This window comes from Roseateles sp. (genome assembly GCF_019237615.1).
Lineage (GTDB): Bacteria > Pseudomonadota > Gammaproteobacteria > Burkholderiales > Burkholderiaceae_C > Pelomonas.
On sequence record NZ_JAFAGT010000104.1, the window covers coordinates 1 to 14,233 of the forward strand.

A 14,233-nucleotide genomic window follows, 5' to 3' on the forward strand; every position below is an offset into this window, starting at 1 on the left:
CTGCTTCGAACGCCTTGGATTGCACCGTCTGCGCGGGACGATCCGCCACTCCGGCAAAGCTCCTGTCAACGGGAGTTCTGCGTAATGCTGCGAGCCGACAGACCACTGGTAAGCCGTGTGCGGGAAATCCGCACGCACGGTTTGAAAGGGGGCGTTGGCTCTGAATCTGGCCTTCGGGCCGTACCAGGAACCAACGTCTACCAATGACCTCTTCCATCACCATCGCCACGCGCGAGAGCCGCCTGGCGTTGTGGCAGGCCGAGCATGTGCAGGCCCGTCTCGCCGGCGAACTCGGCATCCCGGCCACGCTGCTGGGCATGACCACGCGCGGCGACCAGATCCTCGACCGCACGCTGTCCAAGATCGGCGGCAAGGGCTTGTTCGTGAAGGAGCTCGAAGCCGCGCTGGCCGAGGGCCGCGCCCAGCTCGCCGTGCATTCCCTCAAGGACGTACCGATGGAGCTGCCCGAGGGTTTCACCCTCGCCGCCGTTCTGGAGCGCGAGGACCCGCGCGACGCCTTCGTCTCCAACGACTACGCCTCGCTGGCCGAGCTGCCGGAGGGCGCCATCGTGGGCAGCTCCAGCCTGCGCCGCGTGACGCAACTGCTGAGCCTGCGCCCGGACCTGCGCGTCGAGCCGCTGCGCGGCAACCTCGACACGCGGCTGCGCAAGCTCGACGAGGGCGGCTATCACGCCATCGTGCTGGCCGCCGCGGGCCTCAAGCGCCTGGGCCTGGCCGCGCGCGTGCGCGCCTTGTTCGAGGTCGACCAGATGCTGCCTTGCGCAGGGCAGGGTGCCCTGGGGCTGGAAATCCGCGCCGACGACGCGGCGCTCGCCGAGGCGCTGGCGAAGCTGGTTCACGCGCCGACGTTGCTGGCTTGCGAGGCCGAACGTGCCGTTTCGCGCGCGCTGGGCGGCAGCTGCAGCCTGCCGCTCGCGGCCTATGCGCATTGGCAGGGCGGCACGCTGTGCCTGGACGCGGCCCTGGGCCACGCCGAACAGCATGCCTCGCCGCTGCTGCGCGCAGCTGTCGCCGCCGACGTGACCAATGTCGATGCCGCCCGGTCGTTGGGGCAGCAGGCCGCCGCCCGGCTGCGTGATCTGGGCGCGGGTTCCTACCTGCCGGGATGACGGCGCCCACGCTGCTGGTGACCCGCCCGCGGCCGCAGTGCGCTGCCTGGCTGGCACGCCTGGCCGAACTGGGCGTCAATGCGGCGGCGCTGCCCCTTATCGACATCCAGCCCGCCCGCGATGCCGGCCCGGTGGCCGCGGCCTGGGCCGCGCTGCCTGCGGTGGACCTGGCCGTCTTTGTCAGCCCCAACGCCGTCCAGCAGTTTTTCGCCCATGCCCGGGGAGCCGCCTGGCCCGCGCGCACGCTCGCAGCCTGCGTCGGCCCCGGCAGCGCCCAGGCGCTGGCGGCCCACGGCATTCCGGCGGCGCAGATCGTGCAGCCTGCGGCGGATGCCGCCGGCCTGGACTCCGAGCATCTCTGGGAACAGCTGTCGCCGCGACGCGACTGGGCCGGCGCGCGCGTGTTGCTTCTGCGCGGCGATGGTGGCCGCGAGTGGCTGGCCGGGCGCCTGAAGGCGGCCGGCGCCCAGGTCGAGGCCGTCACCGTCTACCACCGTGCCGCACCGCGGCTCGGCGCGGCCGAGCGAGCCCTGCTGGCCGCGGCACAGGCCGAGCCCCTGCGCTATGTTTGGCTGTTCAGCAGCGCGGAGGCCATCGGCCATCTGCAGGCGCTGCACCACCCGTCGCTGGCCGGCCAGCGCGCCATCGCCACCCATGCCCGCATCGCCGAGGCGGCGTGCGCCGCCGGCTTCGGGCCTGTGGTTTTGGCGCGACCCGTCCCCGAGGCGGTAGCTCAGGCCCTGAAAGGCCTCTGACAGAATCCGACGCACTGTGAGTGAGCCCGAGCTGAACCCCCCCGTCGTAGTCGCCGCGGCCGAGTCCGCCGCTCCGCTGCCCCCTTCCGCACCTGCCATGCCGGCTTGGCTGCCCTGGTTGCTCGCGCTGCTGGGTGGCGCCGTGCTGCTGTGCGTGGTGCTCGTCTGGCAGAGCCTTTCGCGCCAGCAGTCGCTGGAGCAGGAGCTGGTGCGTCGCCAGGAGGCCAGCCAGGCCCAGGCCACCGAGGCGCGCCTGGCGGCCAAGCAGTCCGCCGAGCTGGTCCGCGATACGGCTGCCAAGGTCGCGTTGCTGGACGCCCGCCTGGCCGAGGTGGCCTTGCAGCGCGGCCAGTTGGAGGACTTGATCCAGTCCATGTCGCGCTCGCGGGACGAGAACGTCGTTGGCGACATTGAGGCCTCCATCCGCGTGGCCTTGCAGCAGACCCAGATCACGGGAAGTGCCGAGCCGCTGGTGGCGACGCTCAAGCAGGCCGACGAGCGCCTGCTGCGCTACAAACAGCCGCGCATGGAAGGCGTGCGCCGCGCCGTGGCCCGCGATCTGGATCGCGTCAAGGCGGTAGCCGTTGTCGACGTGTCCACGCTGACCATCAAGCTCGACGAGGTCGTGCGCATGGCCGACGAGTTGCCGCTGATGTCCGGCAGCGAGGCCAAGCCGCGCCCGCGCGACGAGCGCAATGCCGAGGCGGCCAAGGAGCGTGAGCGTGCCCTGAAGCTGCAGCGCGAACAAACAGCGGCCGCCGCGGACGGCAAGCTCGCGCTGTGGTGGTGGCAGGCCACGCAGCAGCTTTCCACCTGGACAGGCCTGGTCTGGGGCGAGGCGCGCACGCTGCTGCGCGTGACCCGCATCGACCACCCGGAGGCCGCGCTGATCTCGCCCGACCAGAGCTTCTTCCTCCGCGAGAACCTCAAACTGCGCCTGCTCAACGCCCGCCTGGCCTTGCTGAGCCGTCAGTTCGACACGGCCCAGTCCGACCTGCGCGATGCGCAGGAGATGCTGAACCGCTACTTCGACACGCGCTCGCGCAAGGTCGCCAGCGTGACCGAACTGCTGCGCCAGGTCGCCGGCCAAGCGCGCCAGGTGATCGTGCCGCGGCCCGACGACACGCTGGCCGCGCTGACCGCTGCCGCGGCCGGTCGGTGAGGAGGCGCCGACCATGCGTCTAGTCATCTGGCTGGTCCTGCTCTTCGTCGTTTCCGTCGTCGCGGCGCTGACCCTCGGCGCCAACGACGGCCTCGCCAGCTTCTACTGGGCCGGCTGGCGAGTCGACGTCTCGCTCAACCTCTTCCTGCTGGTGCTGGTCGCGAGCTGCTTCGCCCTCGTCACGGCCATCCAGGCCATCGAGGCGCTGACCACACTGCCCAAGCGCGCCCGCGAGTGGCGGCTGGCCCAGCGCGAACGCAGCGCCCAGATGGCGCTGCGCGAGGCGCTGGTCGAACTCTTCGGCGCCCGCTTCAGCCGCGCACAGAAGGCCGCGCAGAAGGCGCTCAACATCCAGGCCGCGACGCCCGAGCTGGCGAGCGACCAGTCCTTCATGGCCCTGGCTCATCTGCTGGCTGCGGCCAGCGCCCACAGGCTGCAGGACCGCCGCCATCGCGACGAGCAGCTCGACCGCGCCCTCGAGCTGGCCCACCGCGCCGGCGGCGCGCGTGCCCAGGAAGACGGCGCCCGCCTGCTGGCCGCCGAATGGGCCCTGGACGACCGCGATGCGACGCGAGCGTTGAGCGTGCTGGGCGAGCTGGCCCCCGGCGTGGCCCGCCGCACCCAGGCGCTGCGGCTGCGGCTGCAGGCCTCGCGCCTGGCCCGGCAGCCGTTGGACGCGCTGCGTACCGCACGGCTGCTCGCCAAGCACCAGGCCTTCTCCAAGGCGGCGGCCCAGAGCCTGCTGCGCTCGCTGGCTTTCGAGGCGCTGGACGGCGCGCGCGACGTCGACCAGCTGCGTTCGACCTGGCAGCAGCTTGATCCAGCCGACCGCCGCGACCCTCTCGTCGCAGCGCGGGCCGCTCAATGCGCCGGTCAGCTCGGCGCGCCCGACGACGGCCGCGGCTGGCTGCGGCCCTTCTTCGACGACCTCGCCGAAGTGCAGCCCGACGATCGTGCGGCGCTGGCCCTGGCCCTCGTGCCGGTGCTGGCCGGCTGCGGGCCGGACTGGCTGCAGCGCCTGGAGTCGGCCCAGTCACGCTTCCCGCGCGAGCGCGCCCTGGCATTTGCGTTGGGCCATGCGCTGGCCGAGCGCCAGCTCTGGGGCAAGGCTCGCCAGATGCTTGAGACCGTGGCCGACGACGTCGGCATGCCCAGCGCATCGCGCCGGCGCAGCTGGGTGGTGCTCGCGGCCCTGGCCGAACAGGAGGGCGACGATGCCCGCCGCGCTCGCTGCTTCGAGGCGGCGGCACGCCTGCCTTGAACCCCGCCGGCGCGTCCGCCCCAACTTTTTCAAAAAATCAGCAGACTCTTGCTGAGGGCCAGAAAATCTGGTTATACTGTGAGGCTTCAGCGGCTGTAGCTCAGTTGGATAGAGTACTTGGCTACGAACCAAGGGGTCGTGGGTTCGAATCCTGCCAGCCGCACCAACAATAAGAAGAGAATCAACGGGTTAGCACCGAAAGGCGCTAACCCGTTTTCCTATGCTGAGCAACTTTTGCTCGAGCTCCCCGCCGAGCACTCGTGACTCACTGATATACTGTGAGGCTTCAGCGGCTGTAGCTCAGTTGGATAGAGTACTTGGCTACGAACCAAGGGGTCGTGGGTTCGAATCCTGCCAGCCGCACCAAAAATAAGAAAAGAACCAACGGGTTGGCACCGAAAGGCGCTAACCCGTTTTTCTATGCGCGACTCTTGCGCGAGTTCACACCGTGCACTCGCGGCCTCTGAGGCCGGGCCCTCTTCAGGGAAGTGCGCGGTGACTGCCCAAGTTCAAGCTGCGCGACTTGGTGATGCCCCGTCCACCAGGCATTCTTGCCAGCGAGTGGCTGGCCTGACCGGCTCGCACTCGAGTCGCCAAAAATGCCGGCATCACCACCTGCGGACTCAGCGGGAGGCGTCCGGACAGGTGTCAAAGCCGAAGGTCCGTCATTGCTGGGCCCGTGCGAAGCCGTCGCTCAATGCCAGGTCGTGAACTGGTGGAGCCCGCGATGAGCCGCCGCCTGGCGAGGGCCGCCAAGGGGCTCGGGGCTGTCGAGCAACAATCCGGGCTCCAGCATTTGCACGAACTCTATGTACGTCGTCGACGCACGTCACTACCTGACCGAAAAGGGCAACATCGCTGCCGAGCGTGGTGCCGCGCGCAGGATGGCCGATTTCGTGACCGCGGTGATTGCGCATGCGTCCGATTTCGACCGCCCCGAGGAAACGCCCGGCCCGGCTTGCTTCAAATGCCGAAGCCGCGACGATCATCGCGTCGACACGGACATCGCCGACGACGACGCGGTGACCTGGAGTTGTCCGGCCTGCGGTACGCAAGGACGCATCTCAAATTGGCAGCGGACGTTTTGGGACCTGAGTTTGGGCTCGCCCTCCGACTGACCAGCACGCGACGAGGCGTCCTCCGACAACCTCGAAGCCTTCCTGCAGCGACAGCCGGTGTCGACCCTGGCTGCCGTCCTGCTGGAGCTGGCCGCGGGCCACGAGGCGGTGCAACAGCGCCTGGTCCGCATGCAATTGCCGACCGTCCGGACAAGCTGGCCACGAGCTTCAAAGAGACCTTGTCGGCGTGGCGGCGCTCAAGCGAGTCTTACGACTTTCGCGAAGCGCAGAGTCTTGGCCGAGAGCTGGAGGCGTGGTTGGAGGAGGTAACGCGCGAGCTCGCGTCCAAGGATCCGTCCGCGGCCGTCGCGCTGTTCGGCGCCTTCATCGAAAGCGGCGCCTCCTGGTTCTAGCGCGCCGACGATTCCGATGGTTGCGTCGGCGACGCGAGACGGGCGGCCTGCCGCCGTTGGCTCGAGGCTGCTGCGCTGTGCGAGACGCCGGCTCATGTCTGGCCTGAGCGACTGCTCCGGCTGGTGAGCGCTGACGAGTGCGGCGCTGCCCGCGGATACCAAACCGAGGAAACGGTTGTCCATCTTCAAAGGGGCGGGTGGTCTGGTTGCGGGCATGGGGCCCCGGAGCCATAAGGTGCTCCTTGAAGCCTTGGATGATGACGCCTGACGTCACCGTCCTGGTCACTGCTTCGCGCAGCGATCACCCACATCCCGCGGTTGGAGCGCGTGCTGTCGGCAGCGGAGGCCGGCGCCCCGTTCACGTTGATGCCAATGGTGATTGCCAGCCTTTTGCGCTTGGTGACCCGTGGTCAAGCTGGCTTGCCGATCTGCCATGCGCCGCTTGGAGGGATGGCGCGGCAACCTCCCGTGACTGCAGGGGTGGTCGGATGCCGATATAGGAGGCCTGGCAAGACAATCCCTCCCCATGAAATCCTGGCCTGGTCTCTCTTCCTGGCGGCGGACGGGCCTGCAATTCCGTCTGATCTGCTTTGCGCTCGCGATTGCGGCTCCGATGCTGGGGCTGACGATCACGGCACGCTTTGCCGCCGCCGATACGGCCATCAGCGCAGAGCGAGACCTGCTCAATCTGCGGGCCAACGTCGTCGCCCGGACGCTTGCTCATGATCTCCAGATCGCCCAGGCGCTGGTCCGGACCCTGCAGGACAACCGCTGGGTGGTGCTGCATGAGTCCGAGGGCTGCCGCGACTTTCTGAAGGGACTGCTGATGCACAGTTCCGACCACCTCGGGGACTTTTATGTCGTGCGGCTTGATGGCTCCGTTGCCTGCGCCCAGTCAGACGTGGACCCCGCCATCAACCTGTCGGACCATGCGTTCTTTGCGGCCGCCCAGCGGTCAACAACGGCCATCGTCGGGCACCCGCGCGTTTCGCGCATCACGGGGCGCTGGATCTGGCCCGTGGCCCTTGCGTTGCGAGACCCTGAGGGTCAGCCGGTGGCCGTGGTCAGCGTGATGGTGAACCTGTCGCGTCTGGTGGCCGATGTGACGGCGGACTGGGAGCGGCTGGATGCCTCCCAGGTGTTGGTCCGCGACGTGGCTGGGCGCATCACGTTTGCCTGGCCGGAGCGGGATGCCACCGGCCGGGCCAGCATCGACCAGGCCCAGGCCGGCCCCGAGGGCGAGAGTGACGAGCTGCGTGCCCTGGCGCCGCTGCCCGGCCTGGATTCGGAGGTCGTCGTGCGGGCATCGAGGAGCCGGCTGCTGGCGCCGCATTACGCAGCGCTGCAGCGTGACCTGCTGGTGATTGGCCTGGTGCTGCTGGTGGCCACGGCGCTGGCCTGGCTGCTGGCGCGCCGGCTGGTGTTGCAGCCGTTGCAGCGGCTCAAGGACGCGACCGAGAAGATGATTTCCGGCGATGTCGAGGTGCGCTGTGCCTCGGACGCGGGCGTGCGCGAGTTTCGCGACTTGTCCACGGCCTTTGACACCATGGCCGAGCGGCTGAGCCGGCGCATGTCCGAGCTGCGTGCCTCAGAGGGTCGCGTGCGGCGGCAGCTGGCGCGCATGAGCCTGCTCGACCAGACCACGCGCGCCGTGGGCGAATCGCTGGACCTGGAGCATGTGTTCGACGTGACGGCGGCAACCATGGTGGTGCGCATGCCGGTGGACTTTGCGGCCGTCCTGATCCATGACCCGACCGACCAGACCCTGCAGATCAAGAGTGCCTGCAAGGGCGGTGAGGTCGTGCTGGGCGCTGCGTTGCGCGCCGGGCAGTTCGTGTCCATCGACCAGAACGGCCTGTCGACCTGCCTGGCCGGGCGCCTCGTCTACGAACCCGACACGCGCGCGGTCGACTTCCCCTTCCCGACCCTGCTTGCGTCCATGGGCCTGCACAGCCTGGTGCTGGCGCCATTGCAGACCCACAGCAAGGTGTTCGGCCTGCTCGCCGTCGCGCGCACCGAGGCGGAATCCTTCACGAGCGTGGACTGCGAATTCCTGCGCCAGCTGGGCGACAACGTCGCGCTGGCCATCATCCAGGCCCGCCTGCACGGCGCGTTGAAGATGGCCTACGACGACCTGAAGAGCTCGCAGCAGATCGTCATGCACGACGAGCGCCTGCGCGTGCTGGGCCAGATGTCCAGCGGCATCGCCCATGACATCAACAATGCGCTGTCGCCCGTTGCGCTGTATGCCGACGCATTGCTGGAGAACGAGACCTCGCTGAGCGACAAGGGGCGGGCCGCCCTCGGCCAGATCCAGCGCTCAGTCGATGACGTCGCCGAGACGCTGGCCCGGCTGCGCGATTTCTACCGCAAGCGCGAGGGCGCCGTCGAGCCGACGCTGATCGACGCCAATGAGCTGTGCGAGCAGGTGCTGGAGATCTGCCGGGCTCGCTGGCACGACATCCCCTTGCAGCGCGGCATCGAGATCCACATCGATCGCCGCTATGCCGTAGTCAAGCCGCGCCTGCCGGGCATGCTCAGCGAGGTACGCGATGCGCTGGTCAACCTTGTGCTCAATGCGGTCGACGCGATGCCCGAGGGCGGTACGCTGACCATGATGACCGGCAGCCAGCACGGTCCCAACGGCGGCGAGACGCTGTTCGAGGTCGGCGACACCGGCATCGGCATGGACAGCCAGACGCGCGAGCGCTGCCTGGAGCCCTTCTTCACAACCAAGGGCGAGCGCGGCACGGGCCTTGGGCTGGCTACGGTGTTCGGCGTCATCCAGCGTCACGGCGGCCAGGTCCGCATCGACAGCCAGCTGGGGCAGGGCACCCGCATCCAGCTCGCCTTCCCGTCGGGCATCGAGGTCCAGCCCTCTGCCAGCGAGGCCTCGCCGCTGCATGAGCAGCCGCCCGCATGCCGGCTGCTGCTGATCGACGACGACCCCATCTCGCTGAAGTCGTTGGCGGACGTGCTGGTCGCGGATGGTCATTCGGTATCCGCCTTCGACAATGGCGCCGAAGGCGTGCAGGCCTTCGCCGCCGCCGCGGGTGGCGACCAGCCCTACGACGCGGTCTTCAGCGACCTCGGCATGCCGCGAATGGACGGCCGCGCGGTGGCGGCCGCGATCAAGCGCATCGCGCCGCACACACCAGTGCTGCTGCTGACGGGGTGGGGGCAGCGGCTACTCGACGATGGCGATACCCCCTCGGGCGTGGATCGGGTGATCCAGAAGCCGCCGCGGCTGGCACGCCTGCGTCAGGCGCTGGCCAGCGTGCTGGCCGGGCGCGCCTGAGGCCCGGCGTCAAGCGGGCCGGCCCGGCTTGCGCGGGCTTGCCGGGTCGACCATGCCGTGACGCACGCAGTACAGCGCCAGCCCGACCTGGTCGTCGATGCCCAGCCTCTCCATGATGCGGGCACGGTGCACGTCCACGGTCTTGGGACTGAGCCCGAGCTCGAACGCGATCTCCTTGGTCGCCATCCCGCGGCCGATGCTCTGCAGGATCTCGATCTGGCGTTCTGTCAGGGCCTGCTCCGGCGAGGGCTCGCTGGACTGCAGTAGACGCTGGGTGACGCGCGGGCCGTAGTACTTCATGCCTCGGGCCACGCTCTGCACGGCCAGCTGAAGCTCCATCGGTGACTCTTCCTTGAGCAGATAGGCGTCGGCGCCGAGATGGTGGACCCGGCGGATGATGTCGGGCGAGTCGTGCATGGAGACGACGATGACGGCCGGCGGCGCGGGCAGCAGCTTGATGCGGGCCAGCGCCGCCAGACCGTCCATGTCCGGCATGGAGATGTCGGTGATGACGACGTCGACCGCCAACCCGTTGACCAGTTCGTTCAGCAGTTCCCGTCCAGTACGGCACTCGGCGACCACTACGACCCCCTCGATGCGCTCGAGCAGCATCCGCAGGCCGGAGCGCACGATGTCGTGGTCCTCGGCGATGAGGGCGCGACAGCTCATGCGGTGGAAGTCGGGCAGCAGGGGATGACCAGGCGCAGCGTCGTACCCCGTCCAGGCGAGGAGCGCAGTCGCAGCCGGCCGCCGGACAGCTCGACGCGTTCGATCATGCCGTGCAGGCCCTGGTTCTCGAGACGCACGCCGCCGGCCAGGACCCGGGCCACGTCGAAGCCGATGCCGTTGTCGGCCATGCACAGCACCAGATCGCTGTCGCCGGAAAAACGGGCCCGCACGACGAAGCGGCTGGCCTGGGCATGGCGGGCGACATTGGTGGCGGCCTCCTGCAGCACTCGCAGCGCCAGTGCCTGGGTCGGCGACGGGCGGGCCGGCCGGGCGCCGCGGCGCAACACGTCGATGCGGATGCCGCTGCCCTGCAGCTGGCTGTCGAGCAGGCCCTGCGCGGCGGCGAAGAATCCCAGCAGGTCCAACTGGGCCGGGCGCAGCGCGAAGGAGCGGGTCTTGACCTCGTGCACCGCGCACTGCACCAGCTCGGTCAGCCGCTCCCAGGACTCGCCGCCGGTCCGCACGTTGTCGATGCGGATCATCAGGCCGGTCAGCAGCTGGCCCAGGTTGTCGTGCAAGTCGCGCGCCAGCGCGGCGCGCTCGCGGTCTTCCGTCTCGACCAGGCGGGCCGACAGCTGGCGCAGCCGCCGGTTGGCGTCCGCCAGCGCGGTCAGTGTCGTGACGCGTTGGCGCTCCTGGAAGGCTTCGCGCATGACCCGGTCAATGCTGCTCTGCAGGAGCGCCAGCTTGTCCTTGGCGACGTAGTCATGTGCGCCGGCCCGGAACAGCTCGACGACGGCGTCCTCACCGATGGAATTGGTCACGACGATGACGGGCACGCCCGGGGCCAGCTGCTGGGCCAGCTCCAGCGTGCGGGCGGCGGTCAGGTAGGGCATCGTGAAGTCGCAGAGCACCACGTCCACCGGCTCGGCCAGGGCCTCCCGGACCTCATGCTCCTCGCGGGCATTGCGCAGCACGAACTCACGACCCGTGCGCTCCAGCGCCAGACCAATCAACTCGACGTCCACAGGATCGTCGTCCACCGACAGTACACGCAACATCAGGATCGTCCTTCCCCTCGCGTCGCCGCGAGGTCCGGCGACGGACCCGCTGAAGCGGGCGCGGCAGCGAGACGCAAAGGACTCGAGCAGCAGTTATCGGCTTCAGTTTAGGGCGGCCCGCATGGGCGCCGGACGGCGACGCCTTAAGAAAAAACCTTAAGGCGACGTAGCTGAACCACCGCACCCGGCATATGCCCACCCCTCGAACATGGGGGGTGAAATGAAATGCCTCCGCGCTGTCCGACGTCATGCACTCCCTTGGTGAATTCGATCTCAAATCCTCCGCCCGCGCGCGAACCCGGGTGGTGGCGCTTGCGGTCGCCGTCTTCGGCCTGATCGTGCTGGCGGCTGCGCTCAACTTCCGCAGCTTCTCGCGCATCGTCGAGACCGAGCGGGTGCTGGAGCAGGCCATCGCCCATGGCGCGGCCATCGATCGCCTGACGCGCAGTCTGCACGAGGCAGAGAGCAGCTTCCGCGACTACATGGCCAATGGCCAGCCTGCCTACCTCGACAACTACCAGGGCGGCGTGGCCGAGATCGAGCGCTCATTGCAGACGCTGTCCCAGGCGCTGCGTGCGGTCGGTGGGCTTTCCCCGGAGCTGGCCGTCATGAACGGCGCGGTGGACAAGGCGCTGCGACAGGTCCGCCTCGCGCTCGAAGCCAAGGGTCGGCGGTTGAGCGATCCGCAACTGATGGGCCAGGTCGCCATGGCCTACCACGATGCCCGTATCGCGCTGCTGGCGCTGGCCGATGGCGTCGACCTGGCGATGAGTCACGCGAGCCGCTCCCATGCCACCGAGGTGCACAGCGGCCAGCCGATCTTCTTCATCTCCATGGCGCTGAACCTGGGTTTCCTGTTGATGCTGGTGTTCTGGTACGGCTGGTCGGTGCGCCGCGCCAAGGTCTTGCATCGGGCGATGGACAGGCACAACCGGCGGCTGGCCGAGGTGCTGTCCGACACGGAGAAGTTGAACCAGCGCATGGAGGCCGTCTCCCAGTTGGGGCGCGAGCTTCAGCATTGCGTCGACCGCGATGCGGTGCTGCAGTTGCTGCGTGAACGCCTGCCGCGCCATCTGGCGGTGGTCGATGGCGCGCTCTATCTGTTGCCTGGCCGTTGCCGCAATGCCATGAATCTGGCCTTCTCCTGGGGCACGCACGGATTCGCCGAACGCCTCAACGAGCGGGACTGCAGCAGCATGGTGCCGCAGGAGGGGGGCGCCTGCAGCGCGGACATCGTGTTGCCTTGCCGTCACCTTGCGCCGGGCCTGGGCGACGAAGCATCGCGCTGGCGTTGCGAGCCGCTCAAGGCCCATGGCGAGCTGCTGGGGGTGCTGACCCTGCGCCTGCGGGAGGGCCACGAGGGCCTGGACCATGTCGAGTCGGTGCTGCTGGAGCAGACCGCGCTGACGCTGGGCAGCCTGGCACTGAAGGAGTCGCTGCGCCAGCAGTCCATCCGCGACCCGCTGACCGGCCTGTATAACCGCCGCTTCCTGGAGGAGGCCGCCAACCGCGAGCTGGCCCGCATGCTGCGTGGTCGCAGCGGTGGCTTGACCTCCGGCCTGGTGGTCATGATGCTGGACGTCGACCACTTCAAGCGCTTCAACGACCGGCATGGCCATGAGGTGGGCGACCGCGTGCTGCGCGAGGTGGCCTCGGTGCTGCGCCAGCAGGTGCGCGCCAGCGACGTCGTCGCAAGATACGGCGGCGAGGAGTTCACGCTGCTGCTGCCCGATGTCGATCCGGAGTCCGGGCGCCTGCGCGCCGAAGCCCTGCGCCAGGCGGTGGCCGCCATCCCGACCGGCGGCGGCCTGCCGGAGCGCATCACGATCTCCGTGGGCGTGTCGGCCTGGACCCTGGCCGGTACGACGATGGACGCCCTGCTGGGCTGCGCCGATGCCGCCCTCTACCGGGCCAAGCGCAGCGGGCGCAATCGCGTGAACTGCGCCTGGGACGAGGTTGAGGATGACGTCGAGGCAGCGGCGGAGGTCGGCGCATGAACGCGGCGCTGGATACCGTGCTCGCGCGGCAGACTCGCGAGGAGCGCTGGCAGCGCGGGTCGTTGCTGGTCGTGGTGCTGTTGGCGTTGGCCGGGCTGCTGGCGCATCCGGGCCGCGCAGCGCCATTCAACCTGCTGATGATCGGGGCAGTGCTCGCCGGAGCCTTTGTGGCTTGGTGCGCCGCGCGCCGCGCCGCCCGGGCGCGCCAGCGCGAGCTGCGTGACATGGTCGACGCCCACCAGGCCTTGGCCGAAGCGCTGGCGCCGCGCTGGTCCAGCCACATCGACACCTCGCGGGCGCAACTGGCCTCGGCGGTCGATGGGATCAGCTTGCGCTTCGCCACCATCGTCGAGCGCCTGACCCGCACCTTGGAGCTCGCGGGCGCCACGTCAGGCGCCGGTGGCCTGGCCGGCGTGTTTTCCAGCAGCGAAGCGCGGCTGGATGAGCTGGTCGTGCGCATCGAGACCGCCGGCCGCGGCAAGGTCGAATTGCTGCAGGAGGTGGGCGCGCTGGGCGGCTTCTCTACCCGGCTGAGCGAGATGGCCGAGCAGGTCGGGAGCATCGCGTCGCAGACCAACCTGCTGGCGCTGAACGCGGCAGTCGAGGCCGCGCGCGCCGGTGAGGCCGGGCGTGGGTTCTCGGTGCTGGCGCAGGAGGTGCGTCGCCTGGCCTTGTCCGCGGCCGAGGCGGCCCGCCACATGGCGGCCACAGTGCAGCAGGTGAACGAACGCATCGCGCATGCACGGCTGTCCGCCGAACGTTCCGGCGGCGAGGACGAACTTGCAGCCCAGCAGTCTCGCGACACGGTGGCTGGCGTGTTGGCCGACCTGCGTGAGGTCACCGCGGCGCTGACCGAATCCACGCAGTTGCTGGAGGCTGAGGGCCATGGCATCCGCGCGGAGATCGGCGAAGCGCTGGTGCATCTGCAGTTCCAGGACCGTGTCAACCAGATCCTGGCGCATGTCCAGCAGAGCATCGACGGCCTGCTGCCGACGTTGCAGCAGCACCGCGCGGCCTTCGAGGCCAGCGGCCGTCCCTCGCCACCGTTGGCCGATGAGCTGTTGATGGCGCTCGAGCGCAGCTACGCCACGGCCGAGGAGCGTCAGGCCGGCCCCGCGGGGCAACGCCTGCCGGCCGACAGCGAAGTCACCTTTTTCTGAGCTTTCCATGAAGAAAACCATCCTCATCGTCGATGACTCCGCCTCGCTGCGCCAGGTCGTCGGCATCGCCCTGCGGGGTGCGGGCTACGACGTCATCGAGGCCTGCGACGGGCAGGACGCGTTGAACAAGCTCACGGGCCAGAAGGTCCACCTGATGATCAGCGACGTCAACATGCCCAACATGGACGGCATCAGCTTCGTCAAGGCCGTCAAGCAGCGCCCCGCCTACCGCTTCACGCCCATCGTCATGCTGACGACGGAGTCGCAGG

12 protein-coding genes and 2 tRNA genes are annotated in these 14,233 nt (G+C 69.1%); 11 read left to right on the forward strand and 3 right to left on the reverse strand.

Features of this window, described 5'->3' with window-relative positions; translation table 11 throughout:
- Positions 1 to 203: 203 nt before the first annotated feature.
- The 7 genes from hemC (at position 204) to JOY88_RS22290 (ending at position 5,426) form a co-directional block, all read left to right on the forward strand.
- Complete coding sequence (gene hemC, locus JOY88_RS22260; protein WP_293504840.1) at positions 204 to 1,130, forward strand: hydroxymethylbilane synthase; 927 nt, start codon at positions 204 to 206, stop codon at positions 1,128 to 1,130.
- A complete protein-coding gene (locus JOY88_RS22265) occupies positions 1,127 to 1,885 on the forward strand; it encodes a uroporphyrinogen-III synthase (RefSeq protein ID WP_293504841.1) in 759 nt (252 codons plus the stop codon). Before hemC ends, JOY88_RS22265 begins: the two co-directional genes overlap by 4 nt.
- Positions 1,886 to 1,982: 97 nt before the next feature.
- Positions 1,983 to 3,047 (forward strand): uroporphyrinogen-III C-methyltransferase, encoded by a 1,065-nt coding sequence (locus tag JOY88_RS22270; RefSeq protein WP_293504842.1) that lies wholly within the window; start codon positions 1,983 to 1,985, stop codon positions 3,045 to 3,047.
- 13 nt (positions 3,048 to 3,060) lie between these two features.
- Positions 3,061 to 4,308 (forward strand): heme biosynthesis HemY N-terminal domain-containing protein, encoded by a 1,248-nt coding sequence (locus JOY88_RS22275; RefSeq protein WP_293504843.1) that lies wholly within the window; start codon positions 3,061 to 3,063, stop codon positions 4,306 to 4,308.
- A gap of 89 nt (positions 4,309 to 4,397) precedes the next feature.
- Positions 4,398 to 4,474, forward strand: a tRNA-Arg gene (locus JOY88_RS22280).
- A gap of 123 nt (positions 4,475 to 4,597) precedes the next feature.
- Positions 4,598 to 4,674 (forward strand) — tRNA-Arg (locus tag JOY88_RS22285).
- A 443-nt stretch (positions 4,675 to 5,117) separates the two neighbouring features.
- Positions 5,118 to 5,426 carry a hypothetical protein gene (locus JOY88_RS22290; protein WP_293504844.1) on the forward strand — a complete coding sequence of 103 codons (309 nt, stop codon included), beginning with the start codon at positions 5,118 to 5,120 and terminating at the stop codon, positions 5,424 to 5,426.
- Positions 5,427 to 5,623: 197 nt separating this feature from the next.
- Here the strand turns inward: JOY88_RS22290 and JOY88_RS22295 are convergent, their stop codons facing one another.
- Positions 5,624 to 5,962: a hypothetical protein gene (locus tag JOY88_RS22295; RefSeq protein WP_293504845.1), complete on the reverse strand. Its 339-nt coding sequence runs from the start codon at positions 5,960 to 5,962 to the stop codon at positions 5,624 to 5,626.
- Between the two features lie 343 nt (positions 5,963 to 6,305).
- Here JOY88_RS22295 and JOY88_RS22300 point away from each other — a divergent pair, with 343 nt between their 5' ends.
- Positions 6,306 to 9,077 (forward strand): ATP-binding protein, encoded by a 2,772-nt coding sequence (locus JOY88_RS22300; RefSeq protein ID WP_293504846.1) that lies wholly within the window; start codon positions 6,306 to 6,308, stop codon positions 9,075 to 9,077.
- Positions 9,078 to 9,086: 9 nt separating this feature from the next.
- Here JOY88_RS22300 and JOY88_RS22305 read toward each other — a convergent pair whose 3' ends face one another.
- Positions 9,087 to 9,746: a response regulator transcription factor gene (locus tag JOY88_RS22305; protein WP_293504847.1), complete on the reverse strand. Its 660-nt coding sequence runs from the start codon at positions 9,744 to 9,746 to the stop codon at positions 9,087 to 9,089.
- Complete coding sequence (locus JOY88_RS22310) at positions 9,743 to 10,807, reverse strand: ATP-binding response regulator (RefSeq protein WP_293504848.1); 1,065 nt, start codon at positions 10,805 to 10,807, stop codon at positions 9,743 to 9,745. Before JOY88_RS22310 ends, JOY88_RS22305 begins: the two co-directional genes overlap by 4 nt.
- A 305-nt stretch (positions 10,808 to 11,112) precedes the next feature.
- On the opposite strand from JOY88_RS22310, the gene JOY88_RS22315 reads away from it, so the two are divergent.
- The 3 genes from JOY88_RS22315 to JOY88_RS22325 all read left to right on the forward strand — a co-directional run.
- Entirely contained in the window at positions 11,113 to 12,804 is a 1,692-nt protein-coding gene (locus JOY88_RS22315) for a sensor domain-containing diguanylate cyclase (protein ID WP_293504849.1), read from the forward strand.
- Positions 12,801 to 13,964 (forward strand): methyl-accepting chemotaxis protein, encoded by a 1,164-nt coding sequence (locus tag JOY88_RS22320; RefSeq protein WP_293504850.1) that lies wholly within the window; start codon positions 12,801 to 12,803, stop codon positions 13,962 to 13,964. Before JOY88_RS22315 ends, JOY88_RS22320 begins: the two co-directional genes overlap by 4 nt.
- 7 nt (positions 13,965 to 13,971) lie before the next feature.
- The coding region (locus JOY88_RS22325; protein ID WP_293504851.1) for a response regulator at positions 13,972 to 14,233 on the forward strand (262 nt) is incomplete at its 3' end.

Coding starts and splice junctions, on each gene's coding strand:
- JOY88_RS22320 (WP_293504850.1), top strand. CDS start 12,801: ATGAACGCGGCGCTGGATACCGTGCTCGCGCGGCAGACTCGCGAGGAG.
- JOY88_RS22305 (WP_293504847.1), bottom strand. CDS start 9,746: ATGAGCTGTCGCGCCCTCATCGCCGAGGACCACGACATCGTGCGCTCC.
- JOY88_RS22300 (WP_293504846.1), top strand. CDS start 6,306: ATGAAATCCTGGCCTGGTCTCTCTTCCTGGCGGCGGACGGGCCTGCAA.
- JOY88_RS22270 (WP_293504842.1), top strand. CDS start 1,983: ATGCCGGCTTGGCTGCCCTGGTTGCTCGCGCTGCTGGGTGGCGCCGTG.
- JOY88_RS22265 (WP_293504841.1), top strand. CDS start 1,127: ATGACGGCGCCCACGCTGCTGGTGACCCGCCCGCGGCCGCAGTGCGCT.
- JOY88_RS22310 (WP_293504848.1), bottom strand. CDS start 10,807: ATGTTGCGTGTACTGTCGGTGGACGACGATCCTGTGGACGTCGAGTTG.
- hemC (WP_293504840.1), top strand. CDS start 204: ATGACCTCTTCCATCACCATCGCCACGCGCGAGAGCCGCCTGGCGTTG.
- JOY88_RS22290 (WP_293504844.1), top strand. CDS start 5,118: ATGTACGTCGTCGACGCACGTCACTACCTGACCGAAAAGGGCAACATC.
- JOY88_RS22275 (WP_293504843.1), top strand. CDS start 3,061: ATGCGTCTAGTCATCTGGCTGGTCCTGCTCTTCGTCGTTTCCGTCGTC.
- JOY88_RS22295 (WP_293504845.1), bottom strand. CDS start 5,962: ATGGACAACCGTTTCCTCGGTTTGGTATCCGCGGGCAGCGCCGCACTC.